The sequence below is a fragment of the Ferrimonas marina genome, assembly GCF_900129905.1.
GTDB lineage: Bacteria > Pseudomonadota > Gammaproteobacteria > Enterobacterales > Shewanellaceae > Ferrimonas > Ferrimonas marina.
The window spans coordinates 448,629-469,034 of record NZ_FQXG01000005.1; the positions used below are offsets into that span (position 1 = coordinate 448,629).

The window sequence follows — 20,406 nt, forward strand, 5'->3', positions numbered from 1 at the left end:
GTATAGCGCCCCGGGCCGGCGGGCACCAGTCTACACCGGTGCCGCCAGGGCAACTGCTGCTTCCTTAATCGATTACCAGCCCGCCGCCAGGCCATGTTTGTACAGGGCGTTCTTCTTAACGTTGTGGATCTGCGCCGCCAGCGCCGCCGCCTTTTTCAGCGGCAACTCCTGGCACAGCAGCTCGGTGGTGCGCAGCGCCTCCGCCGGCAGGGCATCCTCCGCTGCCTTGAACGGCGCCACCATCAACACCATCTCGCCGCGGGTACGGTTCTCGTCCTGCTGCAGCCAGGTCAGCAGCTCTTCTGCCGGCGCACCGTGGATGGTCTCAAAGCTCTTGGTCAGCTCGCGGGCCAGCACCAGCGGGCGGTCCGGTCCCAGCACCGCTACCATCTGTTCGATGGTGTCGAGCACCCGACGGGGCGATTCATAGAAGATCAGGGTGCGGGGTTCCTGGCACAGTGCCTCGAGGGTATCGCGCTTGGCCTTGCTCTTGGCGGGCAGAAAGCCCTCGAAGGCGAAACGGTCCGACGGTAGCCCGGCGGCGCACAAAGCGGTGGTCGCGGCGCAAGGGCCCGGCAGCGGGATCACCTTGTAACCGGCTTCGCGCACCTGGGTCACCAGGTGGTAACCGGGATCGGAGATCAGCGGGGTACCGGCATCGGAGATCAAGGCGACGCTGTCGCCGGCGGCCAGTTTCTGGATCAAGCTGGCCGCCCGCTGCCGCTCGTTGTGATCGTGCAGCGCCATGGTGCGGGTATTGATCCCAAAGTGACTCAACAGCTTACCGCTGTGACGGGTATCTTCGCAGGCGATCAGCGCAACCTGTTCCAACACCTCCAGCGCCCGTTGGGTGATGTCCCCCAAATTTCCGATGGGGGTGGGCACGATGTACAGGGCAACGTCGGTGGACATAGGGAGATCGCCTTCTCTGAGCTGGCAGACGCCAATTGGTTTACGACAAACAGGGGGTTAAACTAGAGGGCTAAAGTCTATCACTATCAGACAGGAAGGTGCTGGTGAAAAGCCTTACCCCCCTTCGCGCCCGCCGTTCGCTGACCGTGCTGGCCCTGGTCACAGCCCTGCTGGGTTGTGCCACCGGACCGGAACCGGTCTCCGAGCCCAGCAGCATTACCCTGGGTCAATCCAGCGCCGCTCCCGCCTATTACCTGGCCGAAGCGGAGCGCAGCGATGGCGAGCGCCGTCAGGCCAACCTGCTGCTGGCCGCCCGGGCCTACCTGCAACAGGGTCAGGTCAATGCCGCCCAGAACCTGCTCAACAGCCTGGAAGCACAGCTGCCGGGCAGCGGCACCCTGGCGGCAGAGCACCGCCTGCTGCGTGCCCGCATCGCGCTGGAGACCCAGCAGCTGGACCAGGTACTGCCGATGCTGGACTGGCCAGGCCAATGGGCCCTGTCCTCGGCCCAGTGGCGGGATCGCTACGCCCTGCAGATCCGCTACTTCCAGCAAACCGGTGCCCCCCTGTCCCAGGCCTTTGCCCATTACGAGCTAGGACCCTACCTGTCCGATGCCTACCAGCAGCCCAACTGGGACCGGATCTGGGAACTGCTCTCGCCGATGCCGGAAGAGGAGCTGCAGGCGGCCATGGCCCAGACCCGCGACAGCCAATGGAAGGCCTGGCTGGAGCTGGCCTGGTTGGCCCAGCATTACGCGGTACAGCCCACCACCATGCTAGCGGAACTGGCCAGCTGGCAGCGCCGCAACCCGACCCATCCGGCGTCCCGCCGCCTGCCCAGCGATCTGGAGCAGGCGATCAACGTTCAGCCCTACCGACCGGAGCAGGTGGCGGTGCTGTTGCCCCTGTCGGGCCAATTCGCCAACCAGGCCCGAGCCATCCAGGATGGCCTGCTGGCCAACCTGCTCGGTGATGAACAAAGCCGTAAGGTGCGCTTCTACGACACCGACCAACTGGACCCGGCGGAGGCCTATCAACAGGCCCTGGATGAGGGTGCCGGCTTTGTTATCGGCCCCCTGCTCAAACCCAACCTGGACGCGGTTATGGCGGTCTACCAGGGTGAGGTGCCGCTGCTGGCGCTGAATCAGAACGACGGTCTCGATCCCCACGAAGACCTTTACTTCTTCTCGCTGGATCCGGAAAGCGAGGCCCGTCAAGCCGCACAGCGAATGCAGGCCCAGGGGATCCAGCGTCCGATGGTACTGGCGTCGCAGAGTGCCACCGGCCGCCGCATGGCCGATCGCTTTGCCGAAGAGTGGCTGGAGCTGACTGAGGAGGAGGCGGAGATCCACTACTTCCAGGGCAATGACAGCATGCGGGAAACCGTGCAATCCGCCATGCATGTGGATCAGAGCAACGCCCGCATCGCCGAGATCCGCACACTGTTCGGCCCCCGCACCAAGGCGGACTTCCGCTCCCGTCGGGATGTGGATGCGCTCTACCTGGTGGCCACCAGCAACGAGGTCCGACTGCTCAAGCCCTTTGTCGACGTTAACCTGGCAGTGTTCGCCGATCCCCTGGCCTTGTACGCCAGCAGCCGGGCCCACGGCGAGCTGGGTTCCGGCAGCCAGGCGGAGGAGCTCGATGGCCTGCGCCTCAGTGACATGCCCTGGCTGTTAAGCGACAATGCTGAACATCAACAAGCGGTTGCCTTGTGGCCCGAGCGTTCGCTGGCACTGCAACGACTGTATGCCATGGGCTACGACAGCTGGAGCCTGATCGACCGCCTGGCGCAGATGCGGGTGTTCACCGGCTACCGCATGCGTGGCCTATCCGGCCAGCTGACGGTGGAGCCGGATGGTAACCTGGAGCGACAGCTGGACTGGTCCCGCTACCGTCGCGGAACGCTGCGCCCGGAAGGATGACTCGGGCTCGCGGCGACTGGGCCGAGCAACGGGCCTGTGACTTCCTCCAGGCCCAGGGGCTAACGCCTCTGGCTCGTAACGTCCATTGCCGCTTTGGTGAGGTTGACCTGGTGATGCAGGCCAGCAACCAGCTGGTGTTCGTCGAGGTGAAATACCGTCGCAGCGGTGGCTTTGGCGGCGCCAGTGCCGCGGTAACCCCGGCCAAACAACAAAAACTGCGCCTGGCGGCGCAGTGGTACTTACAACAACACGGCTGGGAGGACCGCCCCTGCCGATTCGATGTGGTGGCCATGACTGGCGAGCACATCGACTGGATTGAAAACGCATTTTAAGAGGTGAACGCGCCATGCTGGAGCGGATTAAAGAGAGCTTTACCGAGAGCATTCAGACCAAGATCGACGCGGCGGAAGCGCTGCCGGAGTCCCTGGAGAAGGCCTCCATGGCGATGGTCCAATGCCTGCTCGGGGGCAACAAGATCCTGGCCTGCGGCAATGGCGGCAGCGCCGGTGACGCCCAGCACTTCTCCGCGGAGCTGCTCAACCGTTTCGAGATCGAGCGCCCGGGCCTGCCCGCCATCGCCCTCTCTACCGACACCTCTACCATCACCGCCATCGCCAACGACTACAGCTACGAGGAGATCTTCTCCAAGCAGGTGCGCGCCCTGGGCCAGCCCGGTGACATCCTGCTGGCGATCTCCACCAGCGGCAACTCCGGCAACGTGATCAAGGCGATGGAGGCGGCGGTGAACCGCGATATGACCATCGTTGCCCTGACCGGCAAGGATGGCGGTGCTATGGCCGGCCTGCTGAGCGAAAACGACGTGGAGATCCGCGTCCCCAGCAACCGCACCGCCCGCATCCAGGAGGTGCACCTACTGGCAATCCACTGCCTGTGCGACAACATCGATCGCACCCTGTTCCCCCAGGAGGACTGAGCCATGTGGCGTGCGATAGGGATATTGCTGGTGGTCACCCAATTGGCGGGTTGTGCCGGAGCGATCATGGCCGGTGCCGTGGGTGGTGCGGTGATGGTCAACGACCGCCGCTCGATGAGTACCCAGATCGATGACCATGCCTTGGAGGTGCGCATCGCCTCGGCCCTGCGGGGCGAGGAGGATCTGCGCGCCCAGGCTCGGATCAGCGCCATCAGCATGAATCAACAGGTGCTGCTGGTGGGCCAGGTGCCCACCCCGGTGCTGCGTGACAAGGCGGTGCGCATCGTCAGCCAGGTTGAGGGGGTCACCGTGGTGCACGACCAATTGCGCCAGGGCAGCCCGGTGGGCTTTACCACCAAGAGTAATGACACCTGGATCAGCACCAAGGTGAAATCTCGCATGTTCAGTGACGGCGAGCTGGATGCCCTACGCATCAAGGTGATCACCGAGAACGGTGAGGTGTTCCTGCTCGGCCTGGTGGACCGCCAGGAGGCCGATCTGGCGGTGGACGTGGCCCGCACCACCGCCGGGGTGCGCAAGGTTGTGAAGGTGTTCGAGTACCAATAGGTGCTAGGTGCTAGGTGCTAGGTGCTAGGTGCTAGGTGCTAGGTGCTAGGTGCTAGGTGCTAGGTGCTAGGTGCTAGGTGCTAGGTGCTAGGTGCTAGGTGCTAGGTGCTAGGTGCTAGGTGCTAGGTGCTAGGTGCTAGGTGCTAGGTGCTAGGTGCTAGGCAGGCTAGCCTAGAGCTCGAACCATCACCGTCAACGACTTTCCTTAGCTCTTCCTATCTCCTGCTCCTCCTAGTACCCAGAAGGGCTTTGCCCGGCCTAGTACCTTTCCTTCCAACGCTCTTCCTAGCCTCTAGAAGGGCTATGCCCGGCCTAGTGCCTGCCTTTTCCTAGAAGGGCGCAGCCCGCCCCAGTAGCTAGCAGCCTCAGCGCCATAAAAAAGCCGCCCATCGGGGCGGCTTTTTTGTGGCTCAGCGCTTAACGCGGCATCGGCGGCAGGCCGACTGCCTCGTACACCTTGGCTAGGGTGGCAGCGGCTCGCTCGCGGGCGTTCTCTGCGCCGCGCTTCATCACCGCATCCAGGTAGGCCTGATCGGCACGGATCTCTTTGAAGCGCTGCTGCATCGGCTCCAGCATCGCCACCACGGACTCGGCCGTAGCCACCTTGAGGTGGCCATACATCTTGCCCTCGAACTCCGCCTCGATCTCGGCAAAGCTCTTGCCAGAAGTGGCGGAGTAGATGCTCATCAGGTTAGAGACGCCGGCCTTGTTTTCCAAGTCGTAGCGCACCACGGCCGGATCGTCAGAGTCGGTTACCGCCTTCTTGAACTTCTTGGTGATCACCTTGGGATCTTCCAGCAGGCCAATGCGGTTGTTGGCGTTGTCGTCCGACTTGGACATCTTCTTGGTCGGATCCTGCAGGCTCATCACCCGGGCCCCGGTTTGCGGGATGTGCGGCTCCGGAATCGCAAACACCTCACCGTACAGGTTGTTGAAGCGAGTGGCGATGTCGCGGGACAGCTCCAGGTGCTGCTTCTGATCGTTGCCGACCGGCACCTCGTTGGTCTGGTACAGCAGGATGTCGGACGCCATCAATACCGGGTAGCTGAACAGACCAGCGTTGATGTTGTTGGCGTGGCGTGCGGACTTGTCCTTGAACTGGGTCATCCGGTTCAGTTCACCCATCTGGGTGTAGCAGTTGAGGATCCAGGCCAGCTGGGTGTGCTCCTGCACATGGGACTGCACGAACACGGTGCTCTTATCGGGATCGATGCCAATGGCCAGGTACAGGGCCAGGGTATCCATGCAGGCGTTTTTCAGCGCTTCCGGGTCCTGGCGCACGGTGATGGCGTGCAGATCAACGATGCAGTAGAGCGCATCGTGGCTGTCTTGCAGGTTCACCCACTGACGCAGTGCACCCATGTAGTTACCAAGGGTCAGGCCGCCCGACGGTTGGGCACCACTAAAGACGATGGGTTTACTCATTGGATCTCGTTCTCGGTTAAGGCCGGCAGCAGCGCCAGCAACGGTTTGAATTGGTCCAGCGCATGATCCGGATCTAGGGTGCGGATGTCCAGCCCGTAGTTATAGCCGTAACTCAGGCCAATGGTGGGGCAGCCCGCCGCCTTACCGGCTTCGATGTCGTTGCGGGAATCCCCCACCATCAGCATCTGCTCCGGGGTCAGTCCCCAGCGCTGCAGCAGGGTGTTGAGCGGCAGCGGATCCGGCTTGCGCCGGGCCAGGCTGTCGCCACCGAACCAGTGATCAAACAGATGATCGATGCCACAGGCCGCCAGCAGCTCAGGCACAAACTGGGCCGGCTTGTTGGTCACCAGCCCCAGTCGATAGCCCCGCGCCTTAAGGGTAGTCAGGGTCTGAGCCACGTCGGGATAGAGCAGTTCCGGGCCGGCCTGGTGCTGGGCATAATGGTGATGAAAGCGCGAGAGCGCCTTGGCCACCAGCGCCTCATCCAGGCCGGGATCAACCTGGACATCGTCAGACAGGGCCCGGCGGATCAGCACCTCGGCGCCATTGCCAATCCAGCCCAAGGCCTTGGTGGGATCGCAGGGCGGTCGGCCCAGATCGATCAGGGTCTCCGCCGCCGCATGGGCCAAGCTGGGACCGCTGTCGATCAGGGTCCCATCCAGGTCAAAGGCGATGGCTTGTACCTGGGACAGCGGCATCAGCGGGCCACTCCCGCCAGCTCCTGGCGCATCTGTTCGACCACCTGGGCATAATCGGGCTGGTTGAAGATGGCGGAGCCAGCAACAAACATGTCGGCACCGGCCGCGGCCACCTCGGCGATGTTGTCCACCTTGACGCCGCCATCCACCTGCAAGCGGATCGGTCGGCCACTGGCCTCGATGCGCTCGCGCACCTGGCGGATCTTGTCTAGGGTGCCGGGGATAAAGGATTGGCCACCGAAACCGGGGTTGACCGACATCAGCAGGATCACGTCCAGCTTATCCATCAGGTGGTCAAGGTAGTGCAATGGGGTGGCCGGGTTGAACACCAGGCCCGCCTGGCAGCCGTGATCCTTGATCAGCTGCACCGTCCGGTCGATGTGCTCCGAGGCTTCCGGATGGAAGGTGATGATGGAGGCACCTGCCTTGGCAAAGTCCGGGATCAATCGATCCACCGGCTTCACCATCAGGTGCACGTCGATGGGGGCCTGGATCCCACGGCGATCCATGTCGGCTTTCAGCGCCTGACACACCATGGGGCCGATGGTCAGGTTGGGCACATAGTGGTTGTCCATCACATCGAAGTGGACCACATCGGCGCCGGCTTCCAGCACCTTAGCGACATCCTCACCCAGCCGGGCGAAGTCCGCCGACAGGATGGAGGGGCAGATCAGGTAATTGTTCATCACATCTTCCTCGGGCAGCAGTGCGCCACAGTGTATCGCTTTGGTTTATTAGACCCAAATCGCTTTTTATCGCCACCTTGCAATTCCAATTCATTCCCGTTTATGTTGAAAGGACCCCCCTAGGTCCTTCCCGATTTGCTTTTAAAAAACCGGGCTTTGCCCCAATTGGATAAAAGAGGGAATGGATGATGAAAAACGCAGTATCTGTAGCGGTCGGTACCATACTGAGCGCCAGCGCTCTGCTGTCTGCGCCAGCCATGGCGGACGTCAGCGGCAATATCGGTGTCACCAGTGATTACCTGTGGCGTGGTGTCACCCAAACCGATGGCGCACCGGCGGTTTCCGGCGGCATCGACTGGGGTCATGACTCCGGCTTCTACCTGGGCACCTGGGTTTCCAATATCGAATTTGGCGATGCGGCCACCTACGAGTGGGACCTGTACGGCGGCTTTGGCGGCGAGATTGGCGATTTCGGTTACGACGTCGGCTACATCTACTACGCCTACCCCAATGGCGATGATCTCGACTTCGGTGAGGTCTACGGTAGCATCGGCTGGAACTGGCTGGGCCTGAACGTCTCCTACGGCACCAACGAAAGTGCCGACGAGAAGTTCTATGAAAACGCCCTCTACGTGGAAGGTACTCTGGGCTTTGATCTGACCGACAGCGTTTCCCTGGGCTTTGCCATCGGCCACTACAGCTTCGACATCGACGAAGATGAGGACTACCTCAACTACAACCTGTCGCTGACCAAGAGCACCGAGGCGATGGGCGATTTCACCTTTATGGTAAGCGACACCGATCTGGATGACGATGACCCGATCTTCCTGGTGAGCTGGGCCTACGAGTTCGACATCTGAAGTCGTTAACACTGAAATAGCATCAACGCAACACCGGTGTTATAATCGCCTCCTGGGCAGTCCTCAGGAGGCGATTGTGTTTGTTCAACGTCGAAAATTAGCGCTTATGGGAGCAACCGCTGTGCTGGTCACGGCCGCCGGTGCTGTCACCCTGTCTGGCGTGTTGAGCTGTGAAGAGGACACCCGCTGCCTGCAAGAGACCGCCACCCTCAAGTGGCACCAGTGGATCACCGGCAGTGGCTCCAGCCAGTTTCACTTCGTCGACCTGCTCGAGTTGTTGTACCGCCCTAAGGAAGCCACGCCCGTTGGCCAGCCCTAAGCTGCTGGACCTGATACAAAGCGTCGTTGCGGCGCTGTTCGGTGTACAGACTGAGGCCAAACGAACCCAGGACTTTGGCCACCACTCCCCGGTTCCCTATCTTATTGTTGGCGTCGTTGCGCTGATCGTCTTTGTGCTCGGCCTGTGGCTGCTGGTGCAGCTGGCCTTGAGCCTCAATCCCTAGTCCCGTTCCGGCCGATACAGGGCAAACAACTCATCCACCTTCTTGCGTCCCGATGCCGTCTGGCTGATGGAGCGCGTCACCTTTAGGGTATCCAGGCTGGCAGCATGGTAAAGCTTGCGGGCCAGCGGCGTATCGTGGTTGCTGATCAGCACGGTGGCCGCTTGCTTGTTGGCTGCGGCCACGGCGCAGTCCGCCAGCAGAGCCTGATCGTCGAGGCTGAAGCCACCACTGGCGTAGCTGGTAAAGTTCGCGGTGGTCGACAGCGGCAGATAGGGCGGATCGCAGTAGACGGCATCACCATGGCGGGCCCGGGCGAAGGCATCGCCATAGCCTTCACAGAAGAAGGTGGCGCGCTGGGCCTTCTCGGCAAAAAACCACATCTCCTTCTCGGGGAAATAGGGCTTCTTGTAGGAGCCAAAGGGCACGTTAAAGCCACCGGACTTGTTGTATCGGCACAAGCCGTTGTAGCCATGGCGATTGAGGTAGAGGAACAGCACAGCTCGACCGAACTGGTCGTGAGTCTGATTGAACTCGGCACGCATGCCGTAATAGGTCTCTTTGTCGTTATTCACTGGGACAAAGAGCTTACGAGCGGTCGCTATGTAATCATCCGGTCGTTGCTGCAGCGTCTGGTACAGGCCGATCAGATCCGGATTGATGTCGCTGAGCAGGTACTCGGCGTAGTCGGTGTTGAGAAACACCGAGCCAGCGCCGACAAAGGGTTCGACCAATCGCTCCGAGCGAGGCAGGCGCGCGGCGATCTGGTCTACCAGCTTAAACTTGCCCCCTGCCCATTTGAGAAACGCTCTGGATTTAGTCATCGGCCAACCGTTGTATCGAAAAGCGGAGAGTTTACCTGTCTTGATTCAGGATCTCAGCCAATTGTTGCTGTTCAGAAAGTTCTTTTTGTACCGCTGCCATGGATTTGATGTAGGGCGAGAGCTTGGCCAGGTTGTCCGGCAAATCTGACATCGCCTGCTGTGCGGCGGTCCGGCTGTCGTAGCCCCCCATCACCAGCACATACCAGGGCAGTGGCTGGCGATCGATGCGGTAGACGGTGATCCCCTCGGTCAGCCCGTGGCTCTCAAGAAAGCCCGGGATCAGGTTGGGGTAGGAGAACACCGCCAGTTGCAGCACGTAGCTGCTGTCCGGCCGTTCCATCAGCGGCTGCTCCGCCAGGGGCAACGGCTCCGGCTCTGGCTCATACGCCGCGGTGTCCACCGGCTCCGCCTCGGGGGTGGAAACCGGCTGCGAGCTGACCTCCTCCACGGCTGGGGCATCCTCTAGATCGACGCTGACCAACGCCACATCGGCTTCAGTCACCATGGTCTCAGCTGGGGTCAGCTCTTGCGGCTCATCCGCCGCACTGGCCTCGCTTGCCTGCGCCATCGCCTCTGCTTCGTTCTGAGCCTTTTCCGTCGGCTCAACCTGGGTCGGTGGCCACTCCCCTGCCAGCGCCAGTTGCGGCTCCGGCTGCGCTTCAGGCTCGGGCTCCAGCGCCGGCAATGCCACCGGGATCCGTTGCTCGACCAGTTCGACGTCGGAGGCCGGGCCGGGATCCAGCCATAGCCACAGCATCATCAACACCACCAGACCGGCGACCACGGCAATGCCACGACGATGAAGTGGGGTCAGTTTATTGAAGGCAGACAGGGCCGCACTGGGGGCCAGTGCCTCCACCAGGGCCACCACCGCTTTGGGGCTGCCATCGGATTGGGCCAGCTGGCGATCCACCGCCTCTTGATTAATGAAGTGTCGTTGTCCCTCGCGGGCGACAAGGGCTTGATACAGCTTGTGGCGCTCACGCAGGGCCAGGGGGCTGATCTCCACCGGTAACAGCCGAGCCTGGGCATCCTCCGGCAGCGCCTCCAGCAACCGCTGCAACAGCGCAGGTCGGCAGCACAGCACCAGCACCACCCGTCCCGCCAGGGCTTCGTTGTCCATCACCAGGCCCAACAACTCGGCCAACAGGGTGTCGGCCAGGTTTTCACCATCATCCACCACCAGCATCATGCGCTGGGGCTGACGGGGCAGCAGCCGCTCCAGGGTATCGGGCAGGGGCTCCAGGGGGTCAAACACCACCTCGGCGTCCAGTTGGCGGACCAACCGCTCACGGATCGCCGCCGGATCCTCTCCGGCGCCGCTGGCGACGTAGGCCTGGTTGAACTCCTCACACTGCTCCAACAGTGACTGCGCCAGGGTGGTCTTGCCCATCCCAGCGTCACCGTGCAGCAAGATAAGGTGATCGCCGTATTCGGTCAGGTAGCGCAGCCGCTCCAGCAGGCTACGTTGGCTGGGAAGCAGGGTATCCACAGCCTCGGATGAACTCATGAAGGATCTAGCAGTTGTTGAAGTTGTGCTTCCGTGACGTCGGACACCACCTCAGCACGCCCCAGGGTACGGGGCAGGATCAGCCGGAGGCGGCCATCCAGTACCTTCTTGTCGCGGCGCATATGAGGAATAAACTGATCGAAGCCCATCCCTTCCGGGGCGGACACCGGCAGTTCAAAGGCCTGCAGCAAGGCGCGGATCCGGTCGACGGCCTCGGCATCCAGCCAGTCCAGCTGCTGCGCCAACTCAGCGGCCTGCACCATCCCGGTAGCCACCGCTTCGCCATGGAGCCAGTTGCCGTAGCCCTGTTCGGCCTCGATGGCGTGGCCAAAGGTGTGACCCAGGTTCAGCAGGGCGCGAACCCCCTGCTCGGTTTCATCCTGTGCCACCACCTCCGCCTTGATCTCGCAGCAACGACGGATGGCGTAATTCAACGCCTCCGGTTGTTGCGCTAACAGATCGTCCCGGTGGGATTCCAGCCAGGCGAAGAAGTCCGCATCCCAGAGGATGCCGTACTTGATCACCTCCGCCATGCCGGCGGCGAACTCCCGCGCTGGCAGCGTGGCCAGGGTGTTGATGTCCATCAGCACCAGGGATGGCTGATGGAAGGCACCGATCATGTTTTTACCCAGTGGGTGGTTCACCGCGGTTTTGCCCCCCACCGAGGAGTCCACCTGCGCCAGCAGAGTGGTGGGGATCTGGATAAAGGGCACGCCCCGCTGGTAACAGGCCGCCGCAAAGCCGACCATGTCACCGATCACCCCACCGCCCAGGGCCACCAGGGCACAATCGCGGCTCAGCCCCAGCTCCAGGGCGCGGGAGAAGATCCCGTCAAGGGTGGTCAGGGTCTTGTGGGCTTCACCGTCGGGCAGGACCAGGGTGTCCACGGTCTTACCGGTGGAGGCCAACATGGCGACGCAACGCTCCAGGTAGAGCGGCGCCACCACCTCATTGGTCACCACCAGCAGGCGCTTGGTGTTGATCTCACTCAGCCACTGGGCACCGCTGTCCAGCAGGCCGGCCTGGATGATGATGGGGTAGCTGCGCTGACCCAGTTCGACGTCGATCCGTTCCATGGCACCCTCGTTTGGCGTGGTTAGAAGCCCAGGCGTTCGATGATCTCGTTGGCCACGACCTTGGCGCTCTGGTCGTCGGTACGCACCACCAGATCGGCAACCTCTTCGTACAGCGGGTTGCGCTCACCGGCCAGCTTCTCCAGCACGCCGCGAGGCTCGTCGACCTGCAGCAGCGGACGACGTTTGTCGCGCTGAGTGCGGGCCACTTGCTTGTCGATGGTGGTTTCCAGGTAGACCACGATACCGCGGGCAGAGAGGCGATTACGCACCTCTTTGGAGATCACAGAGCCGCCACCGGTGGCCAGAACAATCCCCTGCTTCTCGGTCAGGTCGTTAATGACGCGGGCTTCGCGTACGCGGAAGCCCTCTTCACCTTCGATGTCAAAAACCCAGCTGATGTCAGCCCCGCTGCGGCTTTCGATCTCTTGGTCGGAGTCGTAAAAATCCAGGTGAAGCATTTGAGCTAGATGACGTCCAATGGTGCTCTTACCGGCACCCATCGGACCAATCAGAAAAATATTTCTCTTCTCAGCCATTTCTACAATCGAGGTTAGTAAAAAATAAGCTAGCGACCACCAGGGCGGTGGTAGCGGAAAAAATCCCCACTTTGACGCTAATTTGACGAGCGATTATCTCAGGGAATGACGCAGCAACGCAATAGAGGCGACACAATGGGTGTCGCCTCTAAAGTTTGGAGGGTTAAAGTTCTTCCGTTACAACCTTGGGCGTAACGAAGATAAGGAGTTCTTTCTTCTCGACAAAGTCGCTGGTATTGCGGAAGAACCAGCCAACCCAGGGGATGTCCCCCAGCACCGGCACCTTGGAGACGTTGTTGAGCTGTTGCTGCTGGAAGATCCCCCCCAGCACGATGGTCTCACCGTTCTTCGCCAGCACCTGGGTCGAGATCCGCTGGGTATCGATGGCCGTCGCCGGGCCGGTGGCGGTCTGTACCGTCTCCCCCCGGGTGTCCTGGGTCACGGTCAGATCCAGCACGATGCGGTTGTCCGGGGTGATCTGCGGCTTCACCGTCAGCCCCAACACTGCCTTCTTGAACTCCACCGAGGTGGCACCACTGGAGGTGGACTGAACGAAGGGGATCTCCACACCTTGTTCAATAAAGGCGGTGAACTGGTTGGCCGTGGTCAACCGCGGACTGGCGATGATCTCACCCTTGTTCTCCCGCTCCAGCGCCGACAGCTCCAGATCCAGCAGGGTACCGTCGTTAAGCTTGGCCACGTGGAAGGCGATGCTGCCGGCCGGTTCTGATACCGGCAGGTTGACGTTGAGGCGGTCGACAATGGCGGGCGCAATGCCGTTGGCGATGTCATTGGCCCCCTCCAGGGTACCGGAGGTGCCCTTGTTGCCCTGCTGATCGGTCACGCCCCAGCGGATCCCCAACTCCTCGTTGATGTTGTCGCGGATGGTCACCATGCGCGACTCGATCACCACCTGCTTGATGGGGATATCCAGCACCTCCACCAAACGGTGCACATCCTCCAGTCGCTCGGCGGTATCCTGCACCAGCAGGGTGTTGGTACGCTCATCCACCGAGACGGCGCCGCGCTCAGACAGCAGGCTACCCGCCTCGCCGCTGAGCAGATTAGCGATGTCACTGGCCTTGGCATAATGTATCTGCACATACTCGGAGAACAGCGGTGCCACCTCTTTGGCCTCTTGCTGGTCCCGCAACTGCTGGTTCTCCTGCGCCGCCAGCTCATCTCGCGGCGCCACCAACAGGATGTTGCCCTCGATCCGCTTGTCCAGGCCATTGACCTTGAGGATCATGTCCAGTGCCTGGTCCCAGGGCACATCGTCCAGGTGGAGGGTCAGACTGCCCTGCACGGTATCTGTGGTCACCAGGTTGAAGTTATTGTGATCGGCGATGATCTGCAGCACGGTCCGAACCTCAATGTCCTGGAAGTTCATCGACAGCTGCGAGCCGGTGTAGGTCTTCTCTTCGTCTACCGGTGCCTGCTGCTCCTGCACCGTCACCACAAAGCGGTTGCCCTCCTGGCGGTAGTCGTAATCGAACGCCTGACCGCCCATGTCCAGCCGCACCTGGCTGTTGTTGGCCTCCCGGAAGGTTTCAAAGGCCACCACCTGGGTGTTGAAATCCTCAACGTTCACCACGTAGAGCAGCTCATCCGGCAAGGTGCTGTTGTACAGGGTCACCACCAGATCGGCACCAATGCGCTGCAGGTTGGCGGCGGAGCGGGCGCTGTTGAGGGTCACCACCAACTCACCGGCACCGGCCTCACCACGGTGAAAGTCGATCGCCTCGATCTGGGACTGGCCTGACTCCCCGGCAGTGGCCGGGGCCTCGCTCTGGTCATTGAGGATCACGTAGTAGCGATCCCCCTCGATGCGGGTACGGTAGGACAGCATACGCTGCAACCCTATCACCACCTGCAGACCATCCGCCTGGGGCAAGACCTGCAGGTCGTTGACGCCGCGAGAGCCAATGGGAATCCGGCTTACCGCCATGTCGGCATCGGCCCCGGAAAAGTTCAGCCGCAGCTGAGCCGGGTCTGCCGCCAGCAGGATCTGAGGCTGTCCTGGGGGCCCATCGAACTGGAATTCCAACTCAAGCTGACCGCCCACCTGCCCCTGGTAACGCACATCCTGCAGCGTCTCCGCCTGTACCCAGCAGCTGCACAGAAGCAGCCAGACCGCCCATCCAATCCGTGCACTCATCCCTGATGGCCTCCGTTGCCGCAGAATCCCTTGCATGGTTTTCGTCCTTGTTATCGTTATTACCGCGCCATGGCGATGGAAGTATCTCGTTGAGTCCAGCAACCACGGGCATCGGGAATCCATTCGGTCACCGTCAGCTGATTAATGCCGATCTCTGCCACCCGACCATGGTACAGGCCAAGGTAGTCGCCCTTTCGCAACCGGTGAACCCGGCCGTCAACCGCCCGTACCAGTGCCCAGCGTTGCTCTGCCTCGGTCATCACCCCTTTCAGCTCAAAGCTGTCCAGGGCAAAGGTTTCCAAAGCGCCTTTGTTGCGCACGGTATCCGGTTGCGGGCAGCTCTTCTGACTCGGCGGATCCGGACTGTGTGCCCGCTCCAGACGAAACGGACTGCGCAGGTGATCGACCTGGTATGGCACCGCAGTCACCTCGATAGACACCGGCTCCGGCTCCTCGTAGGCCACCTTGGAGGCTTGCACCTGGGCGACATACTGGCGCAGATCGTTAATGCCACCGGAGCAGCCAGTCAGGCTCAGCGCCACGACACAAGCAAGAGCAATCCTCATTGCGACTCCCCCTCAGTCTGCTCAGCGAAACGGTAGGTCTTGGCCACCACCTTCATCCCCAGCGGCCCATCCCCTCTCTCGATTGAGAAGTCGTGCAAGCTGACAATGCGTGACAGGCCGGCCACACCCGCAGAGAACTGACCAATATGGTGGTAATCCCCCTGCAGCTCCATCTCGATGGGGATCTCGATGTAGAACTCTTTCTGCTGTTCCGGTAACCAGTTGAGACTGCGTATGTCCAGACTGGCGTCAGTGGCCAGGAAGGTCACAGAGTCCAGCAGCGCTGACATCTCGTGTTCGGTGGGCAGCATCGCCACCAGTTGGTCAAACAGCGCCTGCATCTCCGCCAGTTCCTCGAGGTAACGGGGCAGGTTGGCCGCCAATTGATACTTGCGTTGGAACTCATCTTTAAGCGCCACTTCCTTCTGCTGCAGTTGCTCCAACTGGGCCACCGAATCCTTGATCAACAGAAAGTAGCCTGCGGTAAACAGCAAGGCGGCCAGGATCACCGCAAAGCCTATCTTGGCCGGCTTGGGCCAGCTACCGATGTTCTCGAACTCCAGCTCATTGATGTCATTAAGATTCATCGCGTTCGCCCTCGTTCAGAGCCAGCCTTTCCTCCTGCACCTTGGGGCCATCCCCCAACGGCAGAACGATCACGTCGAGGCGGAAGTGATGCTCCCTGGCCCGCTCCTCATCGCCGGCCACAATCTGCTGGACACGCGGTTCCGCCAGCCAGCGGGCGGCCTTGACCTGGCGCATCATGTTGGCCAGGTGGTTGTTGGACTCGCAGTAGCCCTCCAGCACCACCGCATCCCCCTGCACCTCAATGTGTGTCAGGTAGACGCCCGGCACCATCACACGGGCCAGCTCATTGAGCACCTGCACCGGCACATGCCGCTGTTGCTGCAGCGCCTTTATCACGTCGATTCGAGTCAGCAGTGTCTCCCGCTGCTGCTTGATCTTGTTGATCTGGCGGATCTGGCTGTCCAGTTTCTGGATCTCGCCCTGTAGATACTGGTTGCGAACCTGCTGTTGCTGCTGCATCTGGCCAAGCCAAAACTGCGTCGCCATGACCACCCCCACGGCACCAATGGCCACCGCCCCCAGGATCGACAGGTACTGCTGACGCTGCCGGGCACGCTGGGTTTCACGCCAGGGAAGTAGGTTTATATGTGCCATGATTCGAAACTCCTCAAGGCCAGGCCACAAGCCACCATGTAGCGACCGATATCACCTGCGACCGATTGCCGCAGCATCTCGCTGGCATGCAAAGCGCCGCCGAAGGGATCAGCCCGTTGCACCGGGATCTCCAGCTCCGTCGACAGTCGCTCGCATAAGCCCTCGATCTGGACCGCGCCGCCACAGAGGATGAGGCGGTCAATGTGCTTGTGTTTGCTGGCATTGCAGAAGATCTGGATGGTCCGACGGATTTGCTGAACGAACTGTGCCTGGAACGGCTCCAGCACCTCGATGGCAAAGTTGTGGGGCAGCTCACCGGCGATCTTAGCGCGCTCCGCCTCTTCGCCCGTCATGCCGTAATAGGATTGAATGGTCTGGGTGTACTGTTCACCGCCGAAGGCCTGTTCACGGATAAAGGCGGTTTCCCCCTCGGCGATGATGGCGAAGGTGGTCATGCTGGCCCCCATGTCCACCATGGCTACCACCTCGGTAGCCCCGCCGCAGGGCAGTTGCGGCGCCAGCAGCTTGAAGCTGCGACCAAGGGCATAGCCCTCCACGTCCACCACCTTGCTGCCCAAACCGGCCGCTTCCAGCGCCTCGACCCGGGATTCAACGTTGTCCGAACGACAGGCCGCCAGCAGCACCGAGACCTTGCTGGTGGCCTCGTTCACCTCCAGCGGCTCAAAGTCGATGTTGACGTCTTCCAGGGGATAAGGGATGAGGTTGTCGGCTTCGATCTCGATCTGCGCCTCAAGCTCCTCGTCGGAGAGGTTGGCGTCCATGAAGATCACCTTGGTCATCACTGTCGAGCCGGACACCGAGGCGGCACCGAAGCGGGCCTTGCGGGGTAGTTGCGCCCTGACCTGCTTCATCGCCTCGGCCACAGCACTGCTGTTTTTTATTTCCCGGTCGACTACGACGCCTTTCTCCAGTGGGATTCGGGCGATCGCTTCCAATTGGTATCCGTGGGGCGATTGCGATAGGAGAACAGCCTTAATTTCTTGCGTACCAATATCGACCCCAACCAGCTCGGTCGAACGAGGTTTTATCCAGTTTGCCAGCATCGCCCAAACCATCCCTGCGCGTGTAAATTGGATTCGCTTCCAATAAGTAACATTTTCACAACAGCTTACAGATACCCTAATCCTCAGACAAAGTCACGAGTTTGCTTTAGAGCAGGATCGACGCAGGGTATACTTACACTTTGGATTGGACTTTTTTCGGGAACATAGTTGAGTGAAGTGGGTTAAGCGTTTCCTTGCCTTTATCGGCATCATGATGATTCTTGGGCTGGGCACCATCGCGGGTCTGTACGCCTGGATCGCGCCGACACTGCCGGACGTGGAAACACTGAAGACCGTGCAACTGCAGACCCCGATGCGGGTATACAGCGCCGATGGCAAGCTGATCTCCCAGTTCGGTGAGAAGCGCCGTATTCCGGTGCGCTACGAGGATGTGCCCCAGCACATGATCGACGCCGTCATCGCCACCGAAGACGCCCGCTTTTTCGAGCACTACGGGGTCGATCCCATTGGTATCCTCCGGGCCGCGGTGGTGGTCGCTACCACCGGCAGCAAGGCCCAGGGCGCCAGTACCATCACCATGCAGGTGGCCCGTAACTTCTTCCTGACCCGCGAAAAAACCTACATCCGGAAGATCAAAGAGATCTTCCTCGCGGTAGAGATTGAGCGTCTGCTCAGCAAGGAGGAGATCCTCGAGCTCTACCTCAACCGCTCCTTCCTGGGCAATCGGGCCTACGGCATCGGTGCCGCCGCCCAGGTTTACTACGGCAAGGAGTTGGCAGAGCTGTCCCTACCGGAGATCGCGATGATCGCCGGCCTGCCGCAATCCCCCTCCGCAGCCAACCCGATCCGCAACCCGGACCGCGCCCGCATGCGTCGTAACGTAGTGCTGGGACGGATGCGAGACGTTGGCTACATCAGCGCCGCCGAATACCAGCAAGGGGTACAAGCCCCGGTGACGGCCCGCTACCACGGTGCCGAGATCGATCTCTATGCCCCCTACCTGGCAGAGATGGTGCGCGACCATATGGTGGCCACCTATGGCGAGGAAGACGCCTACACCCGTGGCTTTGATGTCTACACCACCGCCAGCGCCGACACCCAGCGCGCGGCTCAGCGTGCCCTGCTGGATAACCTGTTCGCCTACGACACCCGCCACGGCTATCGTGGCCCGCAAGCGGTGCTGTGGGGCGGTGAGGCCGAGGCCGAAACCGAAGCTGATCCCGCCAAGAGTGACGCGGCCGCTGACCTCGCCGACGGCCAAATCGACGATGAAAGTAACGCTGACGGCGCCTGGGATAACGAGCGCATCGTTGCCCACCTCAAGAGTGTGCGCCGCTATCGTGATATCTACCCAGCCGTGGTCATCGCGGTAGAGGAGAAGACCGCCCAGGTGATCAACGCCCAGGGAGAGCAGATCGAACTGCCCTGGAACGGCATCAACTGGGGCCGGGCCTACATCAGTGACACCCGTCAGGGCAGCGCCCCCAGACAGGCCTCGGATGTGTTGGCCGAGGGCGAACAGATCTGGATCCGTCAATTTGAAGGCCATTGGTGGCTGACCCAGATCCCCGAGGTATCCAGCGCCTTTGTCGCCCTGAACCCCACCACAGGTGCCATCGAGGCCTTGGTCGGCGGCTACGATTTTGGTCAGAGCCAGTACAACCGGGTCACCCAGGCCAAGCGTCAGCTGGGCTCCAACATCAAGCCGTTCCTCTACTCCGCCGCATTGGAGCAGGGCTACACCCTGGCGACCCTGATCAATAACGCCCCCATCAACCAGTGGGATCGCAGCCAGGGCACCGCCTGGCGTCCACGCAACTCGCCGGACGTCTACACCGGCCCCACCCGAGTGCGACAGGGCCTGGCCCAGTCGGTCAACGTGATGGCAGTGAGGGCGGTGCGGGAGATCGGCGTCGACAACTTTATCGATCACGCGGTGCGCTTTGGTTTCGATCGCAGCGATCTGCCCCGCAACGAGTCGGTGTCGCTGGGCTCCGCCTCCGCCACGCCGATGGAGAACGCCCGCGGCTTTGCGGTGTTCGCCAACGGCGGCTTCCTGGTGGATCCCTACTTCATCGAACGGATCGAAGACCACAACGCCAAGGTGCTGTACCAGCACACTCCGAAGATCGCCTGCGCCGAGTGCGAACTGGCACTTGAGCAAGCAGCACCGGAAGACGCCGAACCGGCCCTGGCCAACCAGTGCCCCTGGCCGGCGGAGCTGTTGGCGCCGCGGGTGATCAGCGAGCAGAACGCCTTCCTGATCCACCAGACCATGCAGTCGGTGATCTGGGGTGGCGGCAACTGGAGCGAAGGTACCGGCTGGAACGGTACCGCCTGGCGCGCCGCGCGCCTGCTCAAGCGTCGTGATATCGGTGGTAAGACCGGGACCACCAACGAGGCCCGGGATACCTGGTTCTCCGGCTACGCCCCGGGGCTGGTTGCCAGTGCCTGGGTGGGCTTTGACGATCACGGTCGCCAGCTGGGTCGCACCAGCTGGAACGCCTACGGTCCGCAGGACCAGATCACCGCCGGTGAATCCGGTGCTAAAACCGCCGGCCCGGCCTGGAACCAGTTTATGCAGCTGGTACTGGATGGGGTGAAGGAGGAGCGTTACGGCGTGCCGGAGGGGATCGTCACCGCCCGCATTGACCGGGAGTCTGGCAAGCTCTCCACCAAGAGCGACTCCAGCTCGATGTTCGAGTACTTTATCGATGGCACCGCGCCCACCGAGATTGCCGAGACCACACCGGAGGAGAGCAACGTGTTCGAAGAGGAGCTGTCCGAGGAGCTGTTCTAGCGAGAACAGGCTCTAGGGAGAGCAGGTTCTAGGGAGAGCAGGTGCTAGCAAGAGCAGGCTTGGTGATGAGCGATAGCGCTAGGCCCATACCTAGCACCCAGCACCCAGCACCTAGCACCCAGCACCTAGCTCCTAGCTCCTAGCTCCTAGCAGGGCGAAGCCCGCCCTGGCACCCAGGTCTTTGAGCCACAAAAAAACGCCGCGATACTCATCGCGGCGTTT

21 protein-coding genes are annotated in these 20,406 nt (G+C 61.5%); 8 read left to right on the forward strand and 13 right to left on the reverse strand.

The features are described from left to right. Window positions 1-72: 72 nt before the first annotated feature. The gene (rsmI, locus tag BUC04_RS14400) at window positions 73-912 is read right to left on the reverse strand and encodes a 16S rRNA (cytidine(1402)-2'-O)-methyltransferase (protein WP_067661580.1); all 840 of its coding nucleotides are present in this window, start codon (window positions 910-912) and stop codon (window positions 73-75) included. A 104-nt stretch (window positions 913-1,016) separates the two neighbouring features. Here rsmI and BUC04_RS14405 point away from each other — a divergent pair, with 104 nt between their 5' ends. The 4 genes from BUC04_RS14405 to dolP are packed head-to-tail and all read left to right on the forward strand — an operon-like array spanning window position 1,017 to window position 4,338. Then, window positions 1,017-2,837 carry a penicillin-binding protein activator gene (locus tag BUC04_RS14405; protein ID WP_159437699.1) on the forward strand — a complete coding sequence of 607 codons (1,821 nt, stop codon included), beginning with the start codon at window positions 1,017-1,019 and terminating at the stop codon, window positions 2,835-2,837. Beyond that, window positions 2,834-3,169, forward strand: a complete 336-nt coding sequence (locus tag BUC04_RS14410) for a YraN family protein (RefSeq protein ID WP_067661576.1) — start codon at window positions 2,834-2,836, stop codon at window positions 3,167-3,169. Before BUC04_RS14405 ends, BUC04_RS14410 begins: the two co-directional genes overlap by 4 nt. A 14-nt stretch (window positions 3,170-3,183) precedes the next feature. Beyond that, window positions 3,184-3,771 (forward strand): phosphoheptose isomerase, encoded by a 588-nt coding sequence (locus tag BUC04_RS14415; protein WP_067661574.1) that lies wholly within the window; start codon window positions 3,184-3,186, stop codon window positions 3,769-3,771. A gap of 3 nt (window positions 3,772-3,774) precedes the next feature. After that, entirely contained in the window at window positions 3,775-4,338 is a 564-nt protein-coding gene (dolP, locus tag BUC04_RS14420; RefSeq protein WP_067661572.1) for a division/outer membrane stress-associated lipid-binding lipoprotein, read from the forward strand. A gap of 417 nt (window positions 4,339-4,755) precedes the next feature. Here dolP and trpS read toward each other — a convergent pair whose 3' ends face one another. The 3 genes from trpS to rpe are packed head-to-tail and all read right to left on the reverse strand — an operon-like array spanning window position 4,756 to window position 7,147. After that, window positions 4,756-5,763 (reverse strand): tryptophan--tRNA ligase, encoded by a 1,008-nt coding sequence (gene trpS / locus BUC04_RS14425; protein WP_067665906.1) that lies wholly within the window; start codon window positions 5,761-5,763, stop codon window positions 4,756-4,758. Continuing rightward, complete coding sequence (locus tag BUC04_RS14430) at window positions 5,760-6,461, reverse strand: phosphoglycolate phosphatase (protein ID WP_067665903.1); 702 nt, start codon at window positions 6,459-6,461, stop codon at window positions 5,760-5,762. Before BUC04_RS14430 ends, trpS begins: the two co-directional genes overlap by 4 nt. Next, window positions 6,461-7,147 (reverse strand): ribulose-phosphate 3-epimerase, encoded by a 687-nt coding sequence (rpe, locus tag BUC04_RS14435; protein ID WP_067665900.1) that lies wholly within the window; start codon window positions 7,145-7,147, stop codon window positions 6,461-6,463. The genes BUC04_RS14430 and rpe overlap by 1 nt, the downstream gene beginning before the upstream one ends. A gap of 188 nt (window positions 7,148-7,335) precedes the next feature. Between rpe and BUC04_RS14440 the strand changes: the two genes are divergently transcribed. From BUC04_RS14440 to BUC04_RS14450, 3 genes are all read left to right on the forward strand, one after another. After that, window positions 7,336-8,007: a TorF family putative porin gene (locus tag BUC04_RS14440; protein ID WP_143165731.1), complete on the forward strand. Its 672-nt coding sequence runs from the start codon at window positions 7,336-7,338 to the stop codon at window positions 8,005-8,007. A 121-nt stretch (window positions 8,008-8,128) separates the two neighbouring features. Then, a complete protein-coding gene (locus BUC04_RS14445) occupies window positions 8,129-8,326 on the forward strand; it encodes a hypothetical protein (protein ID WP_067665894.1) in 198 nt (65 codons plus the stop codon). Then, window positions 8,313-8,510, forward strand: coding sequence for a DUF2970 domain-containing protein (locus BUC04_RS14450; protein ID WP_067665891.1), 198 nt, complete (start codon window positions 8,313-8,315; stop codon window positions 8,508-8,510). Before BUC04_RS14445 ends, BUC04_RS14450 begins: the two co-directional genes overlap by 14 nt. Here BUC04_RS14450 and BUC04_RS14455 read toward each other — a convergent pair. From BUC04_RS14455 to BUC04_RS14495, 9 genes are all read right to left on the reverse strand, one after another. Further along, entirely contained in the window at window positions 8,507-9,331 is an 825-nt protein-coding gene (locus BUC04_RS14455; protein ID WP_067665888.1) for a Dam family site-specific DNA-(adenine-N6)-methyltransferase, read from the reverse strand. The two genes, BUC04_RS14450 and BUC04_RS14455, sit on opposite strands and share 4 nt — an antisense overlap. 31 nt (window positions 9,332-9,362) lie before the next feature. Beyond that, window positions 9,363-10,841: an SPOR domain-containing protein gene (locus tag BUC04_RS14460; protein WP_067665885.1), complete on the reverse strand. Its 1,479-nt coding sequence runs from the start codon at window positions 10,839-10,841 to the stop codon at window positions 9,363-9,365. Beyond that, the gene (gene aroB, locus BUC04_RS14465; protein ID WP_067665882.1) at window positions 10,838-11,917 is read right to left on the reverse strand and encodes a 3-dehydroquinate synthase; all 1,080 of its coding nucleotides are present in this window, start codon (window positions 11,915-11,917) and stop codon (window positions 10,838-10,840) included. The genes BUC04_RS14460 and aroB overlap by 4 nt, the downstream gene beginning before the upstream one ends. Before the next feature lie 20 nt (window positions 11,918-11,937). Next, the gene (gene aroK, locus BUC04_RS14470; protein WP_067665879.1) at window positions 11,938-12,453 is read right to left on the reverse strand and encodes a shikimate kinase AroK; all 516 of its coding nucleotides are present in this window, start codon (window positions 12,451-12,453) and stop codon (window positions 11,938-11,940) included. Between the two features lie 163 nt (window positions 12,454-12,616). Then, window positions 12,617-14,611 (reverse strand): type IV pilus secretin PilQ, encoded by a 1,995-nt coding sequence (locus tag BUC04_RS14475; protein ID WP_234977419.1) that lies wholly within the window; start codon window positions 14,609-14,611, stop codon window positions 12,617-12,619. A 59-nt stretch (window positions 14,612-14,670) separates the two neighbouring features. Then, window positions 14,671-15,177 carry a pilus assembly protein PilP gene (locus tag BUC04_RS14480; protein WP_073325937.1) on the reverse strand — a complete coding sequence of 169 codons (507 nt, stop codon included), beginning with the start codon at window positions 15,175-15,177 and terminating at the stop codon, window positions 14,671-14,673. Further along, complete coding sequence (locus BUC04_RS14485; protein WP_067665870.1) at window positions 15,174-15,764, reverse strand: type IV pilus inner membrane component PilO; 591 nt, start codon at window positions 15,762-15,764, stop codon at window positions 15,174-15,176. Before BUC04_RS14485 ends, BUC04_RS14480 begins: the two co-directional genes overlap by 4 nt. After that, window positions 15,754-16,359, reverse strand: a complete 606-nt coding sequence (locus BUC04_RS14490; RefSeq protein WP_067665868.1) for a PilN domain-containing protein — start codon at window positions 16,357-16,359, stop codon at window positions 15,754-15,756. Before BUC04_RS14490 ends, BUC04_RS14485 begins: the two co-directional genes overlap by 11 nt. After that, a complete protein-coding gene (locus tag BUC04_RS14495) occupies window positions 16,347-17,423 on the reverse strand; it encodes a pilus assembly protein PilM (protein WP_067665909.1) in 1,077 nt (358 codons plus the stop codon). Before BUC04_RS14495 ends, BUC04_RS14490 begins: the two co-directional genes overlap by 13 nt. 172 nt (window positions 17,424-17,595) lie before the next feature. Here BUC04_RS14495 and BUC04_RS14500 point away from each other — a divergent pair, with 172 nt between their 5' ends. After that, window positions 17,596-20,184: a penicillin-binding protein 1A gene (locus BUC04_RS14500; RefSeq protein ID WP_067665865.1), complete on the forward strand. Its 2,589-nt coding sequence runs from the start codon at window positions 17,596-17,598 to the stop codon at window positions 20,182-20,184. Window positions 20,185-20,406: the final 222 nt, after the last annotated feature.